16 protein-coding genes are annotated in these 16,797 nt (G+C 60.4%); 9 read left to right on the top strand and 7 right to left on the bottom strand.

Translation table 11 applies throughout. From position 1 onward, the window contains the following. Nucleotides 1–51: 51 nt before the first annotated feature. The 3 genes from K290_RS33555 to K290_RS0100215 all read right to left on the bottom strand — a co-directional run bounded on the left by K290_RS33555 (nucleotide 52) and on the right by K290_RS0100215 (nucleotide 1,565). Entirely contained in the window at nucleotides 52–696 is a 645-nt protein-coding gene (locus K290_RS33555) for a protein-L-isoaspartate(D-aspartate) O-methyltransferase (RefSeq protein WP_051263895.1), read from the bottom strand. Nucleotides 697–729: 33 nt separating this feature from the next. Beyond that, nucleotides 730–1,164, bottom strand: coding sequence for a CBS domain-containing protein (locus tag K290_RS0100220; protein ID WP_028750005.1), 435 nt, complete (start codon nucleotides 1,162–1,164; stop codon nucleotides 730–732). A 173-nt stretch (nucleotides 1,165–1,337) separates the two neighbouring features. Further along, nucleotides 1,338–1,565 carry a hypothetical protein gene (locus tag K290_RS0100215; protein ID WP_028750004.1) on the bottom strand — a complete coding sequence of 76 codons (228 nt, stop codon included), beginning with the start codon at nucleotides 1,563–1,565 and terminating at the stop codon, nucleotides 1,338–1,340. Nucleotides 1,566–1,699: 134 nt separating this feature from the next. On the opposite strand from K290_RS0100215, the gene K290_RS0100210 reads away from it, so the two are divergent. From K290_RS0100210 to K290_RS37775, 4 genes are all read left to right on the top strand, one after another. Further along, entirely contained in the window at nucleotides 1,700–2,425 is a 726-nt protein-coding gene (locus tag K290_RS0100210; protein ID WP_028750003.1) for an MgtC/SapB family protein, read from the top strand. 79 nt (nucleotides 2,426–2,504) lie between these two features. Further along, nucleotides 2,505–2,867, top strand: a complete 363-nt coding sequence (locus K290_RS0100205) for a hypothetical protein (protein WP_154668524.1) — start codon at nucleotides 2,505–2,507, stop codon at nucleotides 2,865–2,867. 83 nt (nucleotides 2,868–2,950) lie between these two features. Further along, nucleotides 2,951–3,244, top strand: coding sequence for a BON domain-containing protein (locus K290_RS33550; protein ID WP_028750001.1), 294 nt, complete (start codon nucleotides 2,951–2,953; stop codon nucleotides 3,242–3,244). Between the two features lie 15 nt (nucleotides 3,245–3,259). After that, nucleotides 3,260–3,403, top strand: a complete 144-nt coding sequence (locus K290_RS37775; protein ID WP_172831001.1) for a hypothetical protein — start codon at nucleotides 3,260–3,262, stop codon at nucleotides 3,401–3,403. A gap of 15 nt (nucleotides 3,404–3,418) precedes the next feature. Here K290_RS37775 and K290_RS38210 read toward each other — a convergent pair whose 3' ends face one another. Both K290_RS38210 and K290_RS0100185 read right to left on the bottom strand, forming a co-directional pair. Next, nucleotides 3,419–3,967, bottom strand: a complete 549-nt coding sequence (locus tag K290_RS38210; protein ID WP_051263894.1) for a hypothetical protein — start codon at nucleotides 3,965–3,967, stop codon at nucleotides 3,419–3,421. 242 nt (nucleotides 3,968–4,209) lie between these two features. Continuing rightward, complete coding sequence (locus K290_RS0100185) at nucleotides 4,210–5,535, bottom strand: dicarboxylate/amino acid:cation symporter (RefSeq protein WP_028749999.1); 1,326 nt, start codon at nucleotides 5,533–5,535, stop codon at nucleotides 4,210–4,212. A 217-nt stretch (nucleotides 5,536–5,752) separates the two neighbouring features. Between K290_RS0100185 and K290_RS0100180 the strand changes: the two genes are divergently transcribed. The 4 genes from K290_RS0100180 to K290_RS0100165 all read left to right on the top strand — a co-directional run bounded on the left by K290_RS0100180 (nucleotide 5,753) and on the right by K290_RS0100165 (nucleotide 11,940). Further along, nucleotides 5,753–7,630, top strand: coding sequence for a sensor histidine kinase (locus tag K290_RS0100180; protein ID WP_037134684.1), 1,878 nt, complete (start codon nucleotides 5,753–5,755; stop codon nucleotides 7,628–7,630). Beyond that, the gene (locus tag K290_RS0100175) at nucleotides 7,627–9,012 is read left to right on the top strand and encodes a sigma-54-dependent transcriptional regulator (protein WP_028749997.1); all 1,386 of its coding nucleotides are present in this window, start codon (nucleotides 7,627–7,629) and stop codon (nucleotides 9,010–9,012) included. Before K290_RS0100180 ends, K290_RS0100175 begins: the two co-directional genes overlap by 4 nt. Nucleotides 9,013–9,185: 173 nt before the next feature. Beyond that, complete coding sequence (locus tag K290_RS33545) at nucleotides 9,186–10,331, top strand: HlyD family secretion protein (protein ID WP_425337577.1); 1,146 nt, start codon at nucleotides 9,186–9,188, stop codon at nucleotides 10,329–10,331. 1 nt (nucleotide 10,332) lies between these two features. Beyond that, nucleotides 10,333–11,940, top strand: coding sequence for a DHA2 family efflux MFS transporter permease subunit (locus tag K290_RS0100165; RefSeq protein ID WP_028749996.1), 1,608 nt, complete (start codon nucleotides 10,333–10,335; stop codon nucleotides 11,938–11,940). Nucleotides 11,941–11,994: 54 nt separating this feature from the next. Here K290_RS0100165 and K290_RS0100160 read toward each other — a convergent pair whose 3' ends face one another. Continuing rightward, entirely contained in the window at nucleotides 11,995–13,965 is a 1,971-nt protein-coding gene (locus K290_RS0100160) for an acyltransferase family protein (RefSeq protein ID WP_425337576.1), read from the bottom strand. Nucleotides 13,966–14,282: 317 nt separating this feature from the next. Between K290_RS0100160 and K290_RS0100155 the strand changes: the two genes are divergently transcribed. After that, entirely contained in the window at nucleotides 14,283–14,867 is a 585-nt protein-coding gene (locus K290_RS0100155) for a cation efflux transmembrane domain-containing protein (RefSeq protein ID WP_028749994.1), read from the top strand. Between the two features lie 37 nt (nucleotides 14,868–14,904). On the opposite strand, the gene K290_RS0100150 is transcribed toward K290_RS0100155, so the two are convergent. Continuing rightward, nucleotides 14,905–16,533, bottom strand: a complete 1,629-nt coding sequence (locus K290_RS0100150) for a hypothetical protein (protein ID WP_028749993.1) — start codon at nucleotides 16,531–16,533, stop codon at nucleotides 14,905–14,907. Between the last annotated feature and the right edge of the window lie 264 nt (nucleotides 16,534–16,797).

Genomic DNA, 16,797 nt, shown 5'->3' with positions numbered 1-16,797 from the left:
CGAAATGCGCAGATGGGGATGCTTACCTCGTGGCAGAAGCGACGTCATCCACTATAAATCTTCAGTTCCGCCTTGTTCGCTGATCAGCGGCACGAAAATCACGGCACCCAGGGTTTGAGTGGCAAAATCATCCGGGCCTTTACGGACGATTTTCATAAGGGTTTGCCTGTGCCCTTCCGGTCCCACAGGGATGACCAGCCGGCCGCCTGTCGCCAATTGCTCTTTCAAGGCCTGCGGCACCTCCGGCGCGGCGGCCGAGACAAGGATAGCGCTGAACGGGGCAGCTTTCGGCCACCCTTTTGAACCGTCTCCACAACGCAAATCGATATTGCCATAGCCGAGACGTTGCAGTCGTTCGGAAGCGCCAGCCGCCAGCGAGGCATGGCGCTCCACGGCAAAGACACGGCCCGCCATGCGGCTGAGGATGGCAGTCGCATAGCCAAGCCCTGCGCCGATTTCGAGAACCGTATCGTCGGGTTTGATTTCGGCTGCCTCAATCATCAGCGCGACCATATAGGGCTGAGAGATCGTCTGCCCCCTGCCGATCGGCAGCGGGCTGTCGTTATAGGCAAACATCTCGAAACCCTTCTCGACGAACATCTCCCGCGGTATCAGCCGCATGGCATTGAGCAGCGCCGGATCGCGAATGCCGCGCCCGGCGATCTGATTTTCCACCATACGAAGACGCTCGTGCATGCCGGCTGTCCTACGTCGGGAACATGTCGTTGTTCACGCCGTCTGGCTATGTTCTCCGCCGTGGCGCGAAATGCCGCTCAGCGCTTGGCCGGCACTGCCGTTGCTTTGCGCTAAGGCGATATCGCCGAGCGAGAGAATGCCGACCAGCCGCTTGCTGTGATCCAGCACCGGCAGACGACGGACTTTTATGTTACCCATGTTGCGGCAGACCTCATCGATCTCCTGATCATCGAAGCAATATTTGACCTCGGATGTCATGACATCGCGGACCTTCGTGTCCGGTCCCTTGCCCTCGGCAATACCGCGGATGGCGATATCACGGTCGGTGATCATGCCAACCAGGCGATCATGGTCGCCGACAGGCAGAACGCCGGCGTCGAGATCCGCCATCGTCTGGGCGGCCTGCAGGATTGTCTCGTTAGGATTGGTTATGCGCACGTCGTGCGTCATGGCGTCTCGAACTTTCATTGGTTCCTCCATGAGCGGACGCCTCGTCCCGGGCGGTAGCCACAGGACAATCTCTCCAGCGACCTTAGATCGGGCGGCGCCCGGTTCCCGATGGTCACGGCCCTCCTCTGAGGGCCTGCTACACCAACAGGCGAAGCGCCGATCTGTTCCCGTCCGCAGCGCGGAAACCGAAATTACATCTCGAAGTCGTCTTCTTCCTCGGCAGAGAGCAGATCGACAAGCTCCGCCACCTTGCCGCTCGGCAGCGTCCTGCCCTCGCCGATCAGCGCCTCGTCACTGTTGACCCAGGCCCAGGCCTCCGCAAGCTCCCCAAGCGTTGCGCCAGTCGCGGAGATATTGGCCATCAGGGTCTCATCGACAGGTCCAAGAACGGAGACGATGTCTTTTGCGGTCATGGTCATGTGCGTTCTCCTGACGTTTCACGGGGCGCGCAATGCCGGCGGAGCCCGTTCATCTCCTCGTGGGCGGAACGAAATCGCCCCAGCTTTGTTCCGGCATTAAAGATCGGCGGCGAAACGGATGCGAGGAGGGTGAAGTGTCGAGCACGATGATCGAACTCATGCCTTTGAACCCCACTTGGATGGACATCGCGGGCCGTCTCCTATTGGTCGTCGCAGCCGGCGCGCTGATCGGCCTCAATCGCGAGGCCGGCGGACATGCTGCCGGGTTCCGCACGACGATCCTGGTGGGCTTGGCGGCCTGCTTGACTATGATTCAGGCCAATCTGCTGCTTTCGACGATGGGCAAGACACCGCAATCATTCGCCTCCATGGACATCCTGCGCTTTCCGCTCGGCATACTGACGGGTGTCGGCTTTATCGGCGGCGGCGCCATCCTCAAGCGCGGCGATTTAATAACGGGGGTGACGACAGCGGCAACGCTCTGGATCATGACGGCGATCGGCCTGTGCATCGGTGGCGGGCAGTTGGTGGTCGGGTCCGCCGGCGCCGTTGCGGCCTTTATCGTGCTCTCGCCCTTCAAATGGTTCGACGAGTTGATATCGCATCGGCAAAAGGCGCGCATGGTGATCGAGCTTGCCGGCAGCACCTATATGGAAAAGATCGAAACCGAGTTCAGTCCACTCGGATACTCCTTCTGTTTTACCGACAAATCGATAAACGAATACGACGGCACGGTTCATGCCACCTTTCAAGTCCGATGGAAGCACGCGGGGGCCGGCGGCGGCGCGTCGGAGCTACTGACTACTGTCGAAGAGCGCTACAAAGTCGTGTCTTTCGAGATGATGACAACGACCGCGTGATCATCAAAATACCCGGGAATGCTCACAGGGAACATTCTTGCGCGGCGATGGTTTGCCCTTCGAATGAAAGGAGGATGTCATGGCAAGAACCAGAGAGATGAAAACGAACGACGCCCCCTCCGCAGACGCCGATATCCGTACGCAGCAGGCCCTCGATCAGGCTGCGGGCGGTTCCGGAGAGATCGATACGCTGGCGCCGGGTATCGAGACGCTGGACATAAATTTCACCTACTCGGAACCGGGCAGCGACGACTCGCGGTCAACAGACACCCCGGATTGCGACAGGCAGCGCCAGCAGGCCCTGGATGCGGCGGCCGGCCGGATTGCAGAGGCAGTCAGAGCTTCGCAGCCGCGCGAGCACCATACAACGCGCAATGTCGCGATGCTGGCGATCGGCGGCCTCGCGGGCTTTTTGCTGCATGGGATTCTTAGGACTCGCTAGACTGCTCCCGAACGCAGACCGCCATATGGAACCTTATCGCGTTTTTCTTGTTGCGTTCATGAGCCCAACGAAAGGAGGGCGTCATGCAACGTCATCACACGTCACATGCGTCGACAAGCTCTGAGAAAAACCCATTCAAGGCCTCCGAGTCGCAATGGCGGCCGGATGCGGAAATCCGCGCCGAAATCCAAAGAAGATTGAGCGAAGACCCGCTGCTGGATATCAGCGGCATCTTCGTCACGGTCAGTGACGGCCGTGTTCTCCTCGAAGGATCAGTCGAAAACGACGAGGTGAAGCGACGCATCGAGACCCACTCGCGTCAGGTGAGCGGCATCAGCGGCCACGATAGTAACCTCTGTATTCGTAAGCCGCGATAGAAAGCGTAGGCAGGCATGCGCGCATTGTTGATCATCATTATCGGATTGATGGTGGCCTCGATCCTCAGCATCCTCGTCATCAAGCCCTTTGTCACCGGCAAGAACCAGGATTCGCAGGTGGCACAGAAGACCATCGAACAACCGGAACCGAAACCATAAAGGCGCCATAGCGGATTACTTCACTTCCGGCGTCTGCTGCTCCTGCTGGCCCGGTACGGCGCTAGGCGGAATAACCGGCATCTTACCACCCTTCGGTGCCGGCTTTTCCATTGCGCTATCTCCGGTCGTTGGCGGTTTCAGCACGCCGCCGCAGTCCGAAAGCTCTTTACTGGCGTTATCATCAGACGGGGATGGCAGGTTTTGGTGTTCACCTTCGCTCTGTTTATTGGCATCGGGAGCCCTGCAGCGGTCGCTGTTCGGCATCTGTAGCTGTTGCGCGGACGTGACCACCGGCATCGCAAAGGTCAGTGCAGCCGCTATGAGCAGAAACCGTCCAAGCGGCCGCCGCGGTGCACAGGATTTCAGCGAAGATGGCGGTATGCTCACCGATCCTGCCGACGAAGACACCATACTTGCGATGTATTCGTCGTCGGAATTGCCGGCTGTTGCGATCGGAACCGGCCGACAAAGCTTGAAGCTCTCGTCCATGCTGTTCTCCATCGATGAAAGAGCAGGGGTGCAGACCGGATGGATAGGAAGCTCGCCTGCCAATTCGTCGGCCATGGAGAGAAAACGGAAAAATCTCCATGTTCTTCAGCACCATCACGTCCGTTTGGCACGGCCTGCAGTGTTAAGGCTAACGTCTGATAGCGACCGATGTTCCGGCCTAATTCGAGCACCCATCTCGGTCAGCGTGGCAGTGAAATCAAAAAACCAGCCTTTGAGCCATCGGAACTGTGGAACTAAAAACGGCCCTCCGTGGAAGGGGGCCGTTCTCGCATTTTTCCGAAAATGCCGATCGCGACTTATTCGGCCGCTTGCAGCGCAGGCGTCTCGAAGTCGTCCGTCAATTGTCCGGCCATGGCGGCCGAGAATTTCGACTGGTCGAGCTCGTTCTCCCAGCGTGCGACGACGACGGTCGCAACGGCGTTGCCGACGAGATTGGTCAGCGCGCGGCATTCCGACATGAAGCGGTCGATACCCAGGATCAGCGCCATGCCGGCGATCGGAACCGAGGGGATAACCGAGAGCGTGGCGGCAAGCGTGATGAAGCCGGCGCCGGTGATACCCGCCGCACCCTTGGAGCTCAGCATCGCTACCAGCAGCAACAGGATCTGATCGCCGAAGGTCAGCGGCGTGTCAGTCGCCTGCGCAATGAAGAGGGCCGCCAGCGTCATATAGATGTTGGTGCCGTCGAGATTGAAAGAATAGCCCGTCGGAATGACGAGGCCGACGACCGAACGTTTGCAGCCGGCGCGTTCCATCTTGTTCATCAGGCCGGGCAGCGCAGCTTCCGAAGAGGAGGTGCCGAGCACCAGCAGCAGCTCTTCCTTGATGTAGCGGATCAGCGCCAGGATCGAGAAGCCGTTGAAGCGGGCGACGGCGCCGAGCACGACGAGGACGAACAGCAGCGATGTCAGATAGAAGGTGCCGATCAGGAATGCCAGATTGGCGATCGTGCCGATGCCGTATTTGCCGATGGTGAAGGCCATGGCGCCGAATGCACCGATCGGCGCGAACTTCATCAGGATCGAGACCATACGGAAGATCGGCGCGGTCAGCACCTGCAGAAAATCCTGCACCGGACGCGCCCGCTCGCCGACGGCGCCAAGCGCGATGCCAAAGATCACCGAGAAGAACAGAACCTGGAGGATGTCGCCCTTGGCGAAAGCTCCGACGATGGTGTCCGGAATGATGTTCATCAGGAAGCCGACGACCGAGGCGTCATGCGCCTGGGCCGCGTAGTTGTTGACCGCTTTCGTATCGAGCGTTGCCGGATTGATATGCATGCCGGCGCCCGGCTGCAGGACATTCGAGACGACAAGGCCGACGACCAGAGCCAGCGTCGAGAAGACGAGGAAATAGAGCAGCGCCTTGCCGACGACGCGGCCGAATTTCTTCAGGTCCGACATGCCGGCAATGCCGGTTGCAACCGTCAGGAAGATGACCGGCGCAATGACCATGCGCACTAGCTTGATGAAAGCATCGCCGAGCGGCTGCAAGGATGCGCCGGTTTGCGGATAGAAATGTCCAAGCAGGATACCCGCGGCGATCGCGGCGAGAACCTGCACATAGAGATGCCGGTAAAAGGGAAGTTTGCCGTGTGTCTCGGCAGCGACGGGTACAATCATGATATCCTCCGTTATGCCCAACCGATCCCTCGGCCCTCCGGGCTACGACCAATCCTCAACAGCCTCCGACTGTTTGGCGGATCGTTGCAACAGGCGTGCCAGATGGCGATTTTCTTATAATCTATTGTAATGAAAGCGCATTTTCTGGAGGCTTGCGGCCAAGCCTTCAACTTTGTGCGACAATCCGCACAGATTGAATTGCGGTCCGCGCGAAATCATGCACAATGTGGCGATGCTGCAGCGGCCTGCCATGGACCGGTTTTCCACGCCTGAGCAACTGGGCCGGCGCTCTCGCCGTGTCTGGTTGGTCTTTGCGATTTTCTGCGCGATCATCGTTGCCGCCGCGCTCTATGGCGCCGGCGTGTATGGCCGCGCGACCGCGATCGAGGGGCTGCAAGCCCAGGGGCGCACCGATGCGAACCTGAAGGTCGCGCTGCTGAGAGCCGTGCTCGAACGCCCCCGCGCCCTGCCGCTTCTCCTGGCGGACGATCAGCAGGTGCGCGACGCTCTCGCGGCGGCGAAGGGCGATGCTGTTGCGACGCTCGACCGTAAGCTCGAAAGCCTCGTTTCCGGCACCAAGGCCTCGGTGCTCTATGTAACTGGCAAAGACGGTGTGGCGATCGCATCGAGCAACTGGCGTGAGCCGCTGAGCTTTGTCGGCAATGATTATTCCTTCCGTGACTATTTCCGCCGGGCCATGGAGGCGGGCACTGCGGAACATTTCGCGCTCGGCAACGTCAGCAATCGCCCCGGCCTTTACATTTCCCGCCGCGTAGGTGATGCGGCGGGGGCGTTGGGCGTCGTGGTCGTCAAAATGGAATTCGACCAGCTCGAAGCCGATTGGCGGGAAGCCGGCCGTCCGGCCTATGTCACCGACGAGCACGGCGTCGTGCTGATCACCAGCATGCCCTCCTGGCGCTTCATGACGGCATCGCCGTTGTCCGCCGACAATCTCGCCGCCATCCGCAAGAGCCTGCAATTCGGCGATGCGCCATTGACGCCTCTGCCGATCGCCCACCCCGAAGCGATCGGTTCGGACGTCGCACTCGTGCGTGCGGTCCTGCCGGGCAGCAGCGCTGCGGAATATCTGCGCCTGACGACCTCAATCCCTTCGACACCGTGGCAGTTGGATTATCTCGTGCCGACGGACCAGCCAATTTCCTCCACTGTCCGCGAAACACGCTATCTCACGTTGACCGTGCTGGTGCCGATCCTGGCAATTGCCGCCTTCCTGCTGAGGCGCCGCTACGTCTCCGCAATGCAGATCGCCATCAGCAGGATCGCTCGCGAGGAGCTGGAACGGCGCGTATCGGAGCGCACCGAAGATCTCAGCCGAGCCCGCGATCGTCTCGAAGCGGAAATTGCCGATCACCGCACGACCGAGGCGAAGCTGCAGGTCGTGCAGCAGGAGCTGGTACAGGCCAACCGTCTTGCGATCCTCGGGCAAGTCGCCGCCGGCGTCGCCCACGAGATCAACCAGCCGGTCGCGACCATTCGCGCCTATGCCGACAATGCCCATATCTTCCTGGAGCGGCAGCAGATCGCGCCGGTAAAGGAAAATCTCTCCTCGATAGCGGCGCTGACCGAACGGATCGGTACGATTACCGAAGAGTTGAAGGCATTTGCCCGCAAGGGGCGGACCGCGCCGGAACCTGTGGAATTGAGAAGCGTCATCGAAGGCGCCGTAGTCCTGCTCAGAAGCCGTTTTGCCGGCCGGTTGGATGCGCTGGCGATCGATCTTCCGCCTGCCGTGTTGACGGTCGTCGGCACACGCGTTCGGCTCGAGCAGGTGCTGATCAATCTTTTCCAAAACGCGCTCGAAGCGCTGGAAGGCCGCGAACAGGCGAAAGTCGAAGTTTGGACTCGGGAAACGACCGATGGCGTCGATGTCATGGTCTCCGACAACGGCCCTGGCATTCCGTCGGCGATCCTGCATTCGCTGTTCACGCCCTTCAACACATCTAAGGAAAAAGGTCTCGGTCTCGGCCTTGTGATCTCCAAAGACATCGTCGCCGATTATGGCGGCCGCATCGAAGTTGAAAGCGGCGAGAACGGCACCCGTTTTACCATTCACCTGCGCAAGGCGACTTCATGAACGACGCTTCCCCGGTCTTTCTGATCGACGACGACAAGGACCTGCTGAAAGCTACGAAGCAGACGCTCGAACTCGCCGGCTTTTCGGTTTCCGCCTTCCCCTCGGCGGCCGATGCACTCGGCGCACTGGACGCCGGTTTTGCCGGTGTGATCGTCTCCGATATCCGCATGCCGCAGATGGATGGGCAGCAGCTTTTCAACCGCGTCAAGGAGCAGGATACAGACCTGCCGGTCATCCTAATCACTGGCCATGGCGATATTCCGATGGCGGTCAAGGCGATCCAGGACGGCGCCTATGACTTCATCACCAAACCCTTCGCCACCGACCGGCTGGTGCAAAGCGTACGGCGGGCAGCGGAAAAGCGCCGTCTCGTTCTGGAAAATCGCGCGCTGCGCATTGCGGCCGAACAGGCGCAGGGCGATCTGCCGTTGATCGGCCAGACCCCGGCAATGGAGCGGCTACGCCACACGCTGCGGCAGATCGCGGATACGGACGTCGATGTGCTTGTCACCGGCGAGACCGGCAGCGGCAAGGAAGTGGTCGCAAGCCTCCTGCATCGCTGGAGCCGGCGCGCGAAGGGCAATTTCGTCGCGCTCAATTGCGGCGCGCTGCCGGAGACCGTCATCGAAAGCGAGCTTTTCGGCCACGAGCCTGGCGCCTTTACCGGGGCGCAGAAGAAGCGCATCGGCCGCATCGAACATGCAAGCGCCGGCACGCTGTTTCTCGATGAGATCGAGAGCATGCCGCCGGCAATACAGGTGCAAATGCTTCGCGTTCTGGAAATGCGGGAGGTAACGCCACTCGGCACCAACGAGGTGCGGCCGGTCGACCTGCGCGTGGTAGCCGCCGCAAAAGTCGATCTCGGCGATCCGCGCCAGCGCGGCGATTTCCGCGAAGATCTCTATTACCGGCTCAACGTCGTCACCATATCCATCCCGCCGCTCCGCGATCGACGGGACGATATCCCCCTGCTCTTCGGCTATTTCGCGGATCGCGCCGCCAGCCGCTTCAAGCGCGAAGTACCCGCTATTTCCGCCGCTGCCCGCCATCATTTGCAGAGCCACGATTGGCCAGGCAATGTTCGCGAGCTTTCGCATTTCGCGGAGCGTTTCGTCCTTGGCCTGGAGGGAGCGCCGGAGCCGAAGGCAAATGAAATCCTCGCCGCCGATGCGGCGCTGCCCCTGCCCGCCCGCGTCGAGCGCTACGAGGCCGAACTCATCCGCGAGTCTCTTGCCCAAAACGGCGGCGATGTCCGCCGTACGATCGAAGCCCTCGGCATCCCTCGGAAAACCTTTTACGATAAGCTTCAACGCCACGGCATCGTCCGGGGAGATTTTGCGGGCCTCGACTCGGACGACCAGCGAACGCGCATGGCTGATTAGCGCCCGCTTCGACACATTCCCGATAGCCCCTTTCCCCGCAAGCGTCGACTTTAAAGGCATGTATTCGGCCCCGCGGCAAAACCGCCATGCAGGCCGCCGATCAAAACCGTCAGGAACCGATCTTCCACCTAAACGTTACCGACCCTGTGGCCAACAAATATGAGAGTTGTGCCGTGGTTGATGATCAGCATCTCGCTCAAAAAGATAACCAGACCGAACCCCGGATTGAACATATCCATCCCGGCGATGATCACCAGACCGACCGGGCGGAGAAAAAGCGTCCGTCGTTCATCCGCAGGCATCCCTTCTGGATCCTGCTTGGCGTCATTGTTGTCGCCACCCTTGCCGCCGCCGCTTGGTTGGTCTGGGAAATCTATTTTCATCCTTATGAGTCGACGGACGATGCCTTCATCGACGCTCGAAGCTTCTCGCTCGCCATGAAGGTTTCCGGCTACGTCACCGATGTTCCCGTGACGGACAATCAGCACGTCCAGGCCGGCGATGTCATCTTGAAGATCGATCCGCGCGACTACCAGATCACGCTCGACCAGGCCAACGGACAGGTGAATGTCGCGGCCGCCGCACTCCAAAGTGCCAGCGCCCAGATCGACGCCGCGAGCGCCGCGATCGACGTCGCAAAGGCCCAGCAGAACTCGGCGGCGGCGGCGCTGCAATATGCGCAGCAGGAAGCCGCGCGCCAGCAGCAATTGGTCAAGAGCGGGTCCGGTAGCGTGCAGGCAGTGCAGCAGGCGACCTCGAATCTGCAGCAGAGCCAGGCAAGCACGGCACAGGCGGAGGCAAACATAACGTCTGCGCAGAAGAACAAGGCCGTTGCCGAAGCGCAGAAGGCGAGCGCTGCCGCCAGTTTGAGCCAGGCACAGGCCCAGGCCGAAGAGGCGCAGCAGAATCTCAAATACACGACAATCGTCGCGGCTCAGCCCGGCCGTGTCGTCCGTCTCACCGGCGCCAAAGGCCAATATATCGAAGCCGGCCAGGCAATCTCGATGTTCGTGCCGGACGAGATCTGGATCACCGCGAATTTCAAGGAAACGCAATTGACCGACATGCGGCCGGGCCAGCCGGTCGACGTGACGATCGATGCCTATCCGGATCACACGCTGCATGGCAGGGTCGCTTCGATCCAACCGGGCTCCGGTACAGCTTTCTCACTGCTTCCCGCCGAGAATGCGACGGGCAATTATGTGAAAGTCACGCAGCGCGTACCGGTGAAGATCGTCGTCGACAATTGGCCGGCGGATATCGCTATCGGCCCGGGCATGTCCGTGGTTCCCACCGTCACCGTCCGGCCGAGGCATTGACATGAGCGGCGCGGACACACCCGCCGGCGGAGCCGCCGCTCCTGCCGCGGGCGCCACCAATCCGTGGCTGATCGCCGTCGTGGTCTCGCTTGCGACCTTCATGGAGGTCCTGGACACGACGATCGCCAATGTGGCGCTACGCTATATTTCGGGCGGTCTTGCCGTCAGTGCGGACGAGGCTTCCTGGGTGGTAACGACCTATCTCGTTTCCAATGCAACCATATTGGTCGCCAGCAGCTTCATTGCCGAACGATACGGCAGACGTCGCTTCTATCTCTTTTGCCTCGCAACCTTCACGATCGCCTCCATTCTCTGCGGGCTGGCGTGGAATCTGCAATCGCTTCTTGTTTTTCGCATGATCCAGGGCTTTGCCGGCGGCGGCATGGTGCCGACATCGCAGGCCATTCTGGCGGATTCATTTCCGCCGGCGAAACGCGGCCAGGCGTTCGCGATGTTCGGCGTCGCGGTGGTGGTGGCGCCCGTAGTCGGGCCAACACTAGGCGGCTATCTTTCGGATAATTATTCCTGGCACTGGTGTTTCCTGATCAACGGGCCGGTGGGCGTCTTTGCCTTCATCCTCGTCTATTTTCTGGTGGAGAGATCACAGGAGATGCGCCGAAAGCGCGAGGAGCTTCGCAGGCTAGGCGTCCGCTTCGATCTCGTCGGCTTTCTGCTCGTCGCGACATTTCTCGGATCGCTCGAACTCGTTCTCGATCGCGGTCAAACGGAGGATTGGTTCGATTCAAATTTCATCATCGCCATGACGGCGCTTTGTGTGCTGGCCTTTGCTCTGGCGATCCCCTGGGTGCTGACAAAATCGAACCCGATCATCGATGGCCGGCTGCTCGGAACCCGGCAATTCGGATCCTGCTTCATCGTCATGATGGCAACCGGCGCAATCCTGATCGCGACCACACAATTTCTTCCGCAGGTCCTGCAGCAGGATTACGGATATACCGCCACATGGGCTGGCCTGGCGCTGTCGCCGGGCGGTCTCGTCACCATGGTCATGATGTTCGTCGCAGGCCGCTTGACCACCGTGGTGCAGCCGAAATACATGATCGCCACTGGTGCATTGATCATCGCGGGCTCGATGTGGTGGCTGACGCGGCTCAATCCCGACCTCAATTTTGCATTCTTCGTCTGGTCGCGCTTCTATATCGGCTTAGGCCTGCCGCTGATCTTCATTGCGATCACCTCAGCCTCCTATTACGGCCTGCGGCCGGACCAGACCAACCAGGCCTCTGCCATGATCAACGCCGCCCGCAACATAGGCGGCTCGATTGGCGTCTGCATCGCCTTGAACGTTCTGGCGCATCGGCAGCAGTGGCATCAGAGCCGGCTCGTCGAGCACATAATGCCATCATCGCCCGCCTACCACGAAACCCTCCAAACGATGACACGCTATTTTGCGCAGAAAGGCGCGACCATGGCCGACGCGCAATCGCAGGCGACAGCATGGATCGGACAACAGGTGCAGACGCAATCGAGCTATCTGGCCTATATCGACGTTTTCTACGTGCTGACGATGATCGCGCTTTCGGCAATCCCGCTTGCCCTGATCCTCAGCAATGTCGATCTCGGAAAAGGCGGTGGCGGAATGCACTGAAAGGTCAAGACATCTTTGAAACGGCCTTGCGCCGGGCGTCTAGCGTCCAGCCGGCTATGAGTTGCCGGAGGCAGCAGATGTTCGCTTCGGGAATGAAAATATGGGCGCGAACAGGTAGCTGAGCCTTTTGGACGTCGCGGCCGTGATGTGATCTGCATCCTTATAGAGCGGCATGCCCTCCTGCGTCGCATCGCAATGCCCGTCGTGGCAGATGGCGGGCAGCGGGTCGACGATATCAGCCCCGTGTTTGGTCGCGAGACGGGTCAAAATTGCGCGCGACAACGCCTGCCGTTTCGCAACGTAATCCCATGGCGGGGCAACCTCCGTCGATGTCCTGGTCATGACAGCCTTGGCGACGGCTTCCGGCATGTAGCGGCCCATTTCCGGCACATCCATGACCAACACGACCTTGGTTCCCTGCCGCGTCAGCGCCGCCATCAGGCGATCAAGGGATTCCGTCACCGACGCGGATTTGTCCTGTAATGGCGGCGGCACCGACGGATCGAAGTAGACGCCCTCGCCAGGCAGCTCGGCGTCGTGCACATATTTCGGCCAATAGGCGATCAGGAACACAAGAGGGACATGCTTCGATGTGACGAGATCGCGAACCGCGGCATTGAAGTCGCCGCATCGCTTCACATCACCGCGGGCTGAGAGCTGTGCGTCCGGTAGCGGTGGACACGACGCGTGTCCCGCAAACAGACCGGAAACACTGGCCTGCTTTGCGGCCCCATCGATCGCCGGAGCCATGGCTCCGGAATGCGAATCTCCCCAAACGAGGAAAGAAGGAGCATTCGATCCTTCAGCGCCGAGCGGACAAAGTTTTCCGGCACGTATGTCGGACAGAGACGGCCCAGTCGTATCCGAGTCCGCAAAGCACGGCGGTTGGCCGAAGCGGCTAATGTCGTATGTTGCGGCATAGACCTTCTGCACATCGGCCGGGAGGCGGCTCGGAACGCCGCTGTCGCGAATGACATAGCTGCCGAAGCCGACCGCGACGACCATGACCGCCGCCGCTGCCGCGAACAAGGGCTTTCGGCCCAAGCGGCTGCTGCGGCCTCGAAACGGCTGTTCGATGAACCGCCACGAAAATGCGGCGAGGCCGAACGAGACAAGGACGATCAAGCCGCCTTGGGCCGGAGAAAGCTCGCGGCCGAAGACTTCGCGGCTGAATACGATGATCGGCCAATGCCAGAGATAGAGGGAATAGGAAATCAGCCCGACGAACACCATGGGTTTCGCCCGCAGCGCCAGTCCAGCCAGCCCATATTCGGCACCCGCATAGATCACCAGGGCCGCGCCGAGACAGGGCAGCAACGCGGCCGGGCCGGGAAATAGGGTATGATCGGTGAAACCGAATACAGCGATGGCGATCAGGACAATGCCGAGGGCGGCAAGGCCTTCCCGCATCACCGGCCGAGTTGGCCTCGGTATCACATTGAAAGCCAGCAAGGCGCCGAGCAGCAATTCCCAGGCGCGAAACTGCAGAAGGTAGAATGCGGCGGCAGGCGAGCGAAAGACCGTCCAGGCACTCGCCGCGAAGGAGGCGATCAAGAGGCCAAGCAGAATATGCACCGTATAGCGCCGCGCAAATCGGCTGACCGCCAATAGCAGCAGCGGAAACAGGATGTAGAACTGCTCTTCGACCGCGAGCGACCATGTGTGCAGTAGCGGTTTCAACTGCGCACCGATATCGAAATAGCCGCTTTCCTTCTCCAACTGGATGTTCGAGGTGAACAATGCGGCGGCCTTCAGGCTGCGGGCGAAATATTCCAGCTCGACCGGCATCAGAAGCAGCCAGGCCGCCACGGAAGAGGCCGCGAGAACAGCAAAGAGCGCCGGAAAAATTCGCCGCACTCGCCTCTCATAGAAGCGCAGAATGCTGAAGTCGCCTTCTGCGATTTCACCCGAAATCAGCGAGGCCATCAGAAACCCGGAAATGACGAAGAAAATGTCGACGCCGACGAAACCACCGCTGAACCCCGGAATGCCGGCGTGATAAAGCACGACTGGCAGGATCGCCAAGGCGCGGAGTCCATCGATGTCAGCCCGATACTTTAGATGGCCTGGGACAAGTCGGCGCATCACGTGCGGAGGAGAATTACGCAATATTAAATTCAAACTTATTCTCCGAAGGCCGCGAGGGTTCTGAGGCTGACCCGGCCAAGCTGTTATAGCGGTGAGCTGACGCTGGGCTGAAAAATGACCCGCAGCGACTTAAGTCCAGGCTTTATTTGTCTTGTTCAGTCGCATGGCTAAAGTTTAGATAGACTTCAGCGGGTTGTAAGGAAGACCTCATAGCTTTTCACAAGCGGGTCCGGTGACGAGAAGGGAGAGCCGGCATGGCGGACACTACACTCCGCAACGTGGTCAAACGTGTGGCGCTCCTGAACCTCGGCTATTTCTGTGTCGAGTTTGTGGTCGCTCTGTCCATCGGTTCGGTGTCGCTCTTTGCCGACAGCATCGATTTCCTGGAGGACACGTCGCTGAACCTATTAATCCTGATGGCGCTCGGCTGGAGCGTCCGCAACCGCGCCCGCCTCGGGATGGCCCTTGCCGCGATCCTGCTCGTTCCGGGACTGGCGACCATCTGGACCGCGTGGCAGAAATTCATGGCACCCGTTGCGCCCGAACCACTGCCGCTATCTCTGGCGGGGCTCGGCGCACTCGCCGTCAATCTCTCCTGCGCCATGATGCTGGTTCGCTTTCGCGAGCATAGCGGCAGTCTTACCCGTGCGGCGTTTCTCTCGGCCCGCAACGATACGCTCGCCAATATCGCCATCATTGCGGCGGGTCTTGTCACCGCATTTCTTTGGACTTCCGCCTGGCCGGACCTGATCGTCGGCATCGCCATCGCCGCTTTGAATGCCGACGCCGCACGCGAGGTCTGGACGGCGGCAAGGGGCGAGCAGAGTGCGGTCGCCTGAGATTGCCGCCTATGCGCCGCCTCTAGGATTGCTAACTTCAGACGCCCGACGCGCGGATGATACTCGGCTGCGATGTCAACTGCGCAGCCATGTCAGCGGTTCGGTCCAAAACTGTCATGGCCTGCGAGATCATGCCATCGAGCGCATCGGCACCTTCACAAGCCTCAACGATCAACGGTGCGCTCAGGCATATCCTCAACGCACTTGCGGGCATATCGCCGAAATCGGCGCAGCGTACCGGCTGACCGAGACGCACCGGTACCAGGTCGCTCTGCTCGACGGCCAAGTTCTTGTAGACCACGGCAGTCTCCGCCGCTGTTAGGATGCCGCCTCGATAAGGATTACGCAGATAGAATGAAAAGATCGACGGGATTTCATCCCAGCGTGCAGTGTCCGATCTATTCCACAAACGGCTTCGGTCTATCGGGCGACTGTCGAGCAGTTCGAAGGCGCTGTCCTGCTGCAGCCGCTCTCCGACCACCTCGGCGAAAGCGGAGAGCACGGCGATCACCTTTTCCTCACGCACGCCGACGAAGCGCTCGAGTTCGAACAACGCCGCCTTCCATCGCAGCAGGAGGCCGAAATTGGCGTGATCCGGCAACACGTCTTGGGCCATCCAGCCCTCCGGCCAATCCGCTTTCGCGCAATAATCGGCAAGTGCCGAGGGCAAAGGCCGCCGCTTCAGACGATCCGACATTCCAGGCGGACACAGCAGCGCGCCACTGAAAATCGGACCGGCCAGGAATTTGGAGCCGGTGACGGCCACCAGGAAATCATGGGCCAAATAAGCACGGATCGTTGCTCCGGAGACGCGAAACTGGCAGGCATCGATCATAATGTCGAGCATGGCGCCGAAGCGCTCTTTCAGACGAAACACCGTTTCGAGGCCCGGTGCCAGCAGGCTGGTCTTGGAAACGTCCGTGACGATCAGAAGGCATCTGAACTCAGCCGCGCGGGCAAGCTCGATGAGCCCTTTCAATTCCAATTCTATCTCGTCTTCGCTCCGCAACGTGCCGTCCGCATTGCGCACCGCGACCGTCGTATTTCGCGTCGCGTGTCCGGGGCTCAGTTCCTCGCCTTTGGCAACGGGGCAGTTGCCACCGACGCGGCTCATGAAGTGGCGCCCGGATGCGGCGGTCATCACGCCGCTGCCTGTCTCATTGCCCATCAACGTGATGGTCATCAAGGTCCGATCATCCTGGCGCCCCAGCAATGCGGCAGCGAAAAGATGGATATCGGTGCCGGAGGTCGCCATGATGGCATCTACCCGCGAAGGTCCTGAGCTTTGATCGAGGCCGAGCAGACTGAGGAGTTTCGTGCGTATCTGGGCGATCTCCCGCGCGTAGATCTCGGCCGCGGGCCCTGTCTCCATTTCCTGCAAAAGCTCCGCATGATATGCGCCGACTGCTGCGAAAGCCTGTGCGGAAATGGTCGATGCGGTCGAGGAGCCGAAGGCCAAGTCCTGTGGCCGGGGCGATGGTCCGTGCCCATACATGTTGAGGCCGCTTCCCGGCTCGCATTCCAATCTCTCGTCTCCGCCGGAGACCAGGCAGTTGAGAAGTGCATCCTCGCCCTTGTCGGACGGCTTCGACGGCCCGCCTGCAAACTCAGCCATTTTGCCGCTCGGGGCAAGGCCGGGGGCGTAGTCGCCAAAAGTCTTCAGCATGCAAAAACATTCCTCTCACAGTCCTGAAATCGAGCACTTTGAGTGCCGCGATCTCCACTTAACCCGCAGATGGTTTCGGGCAGGGAACATTAGGACAAACAAGATGGAGCGAAGCTGACTTGCCGATGAACGGTGCCCGCAGTGCCGAGTTCGTACGCGCGAAAGGGTGGTTTGGCGAGCGCAGTACTGGCTCTCGACCCGCGGGAGGGCGCTGACATCTGCCAATAGCGAGAATCGGCCAGCCCGGCTCTTCTGGCCCTGCCT

The sequence above is a fragment of the Rhizobium leucaenae USDA 9039 genome (assembly GCF_000426285.1).
GTDB lineage: Bacteria > Pseudomonadota > Alphaproteobacteria > Rhizobiales > Rhizobiaceae > Rhizobium > Rhizobium leucaenae.
Note: the sequence above shows the minus strand (reverse complement) of the source record. Positions and strands in the feature narration are given on the sequence as shown.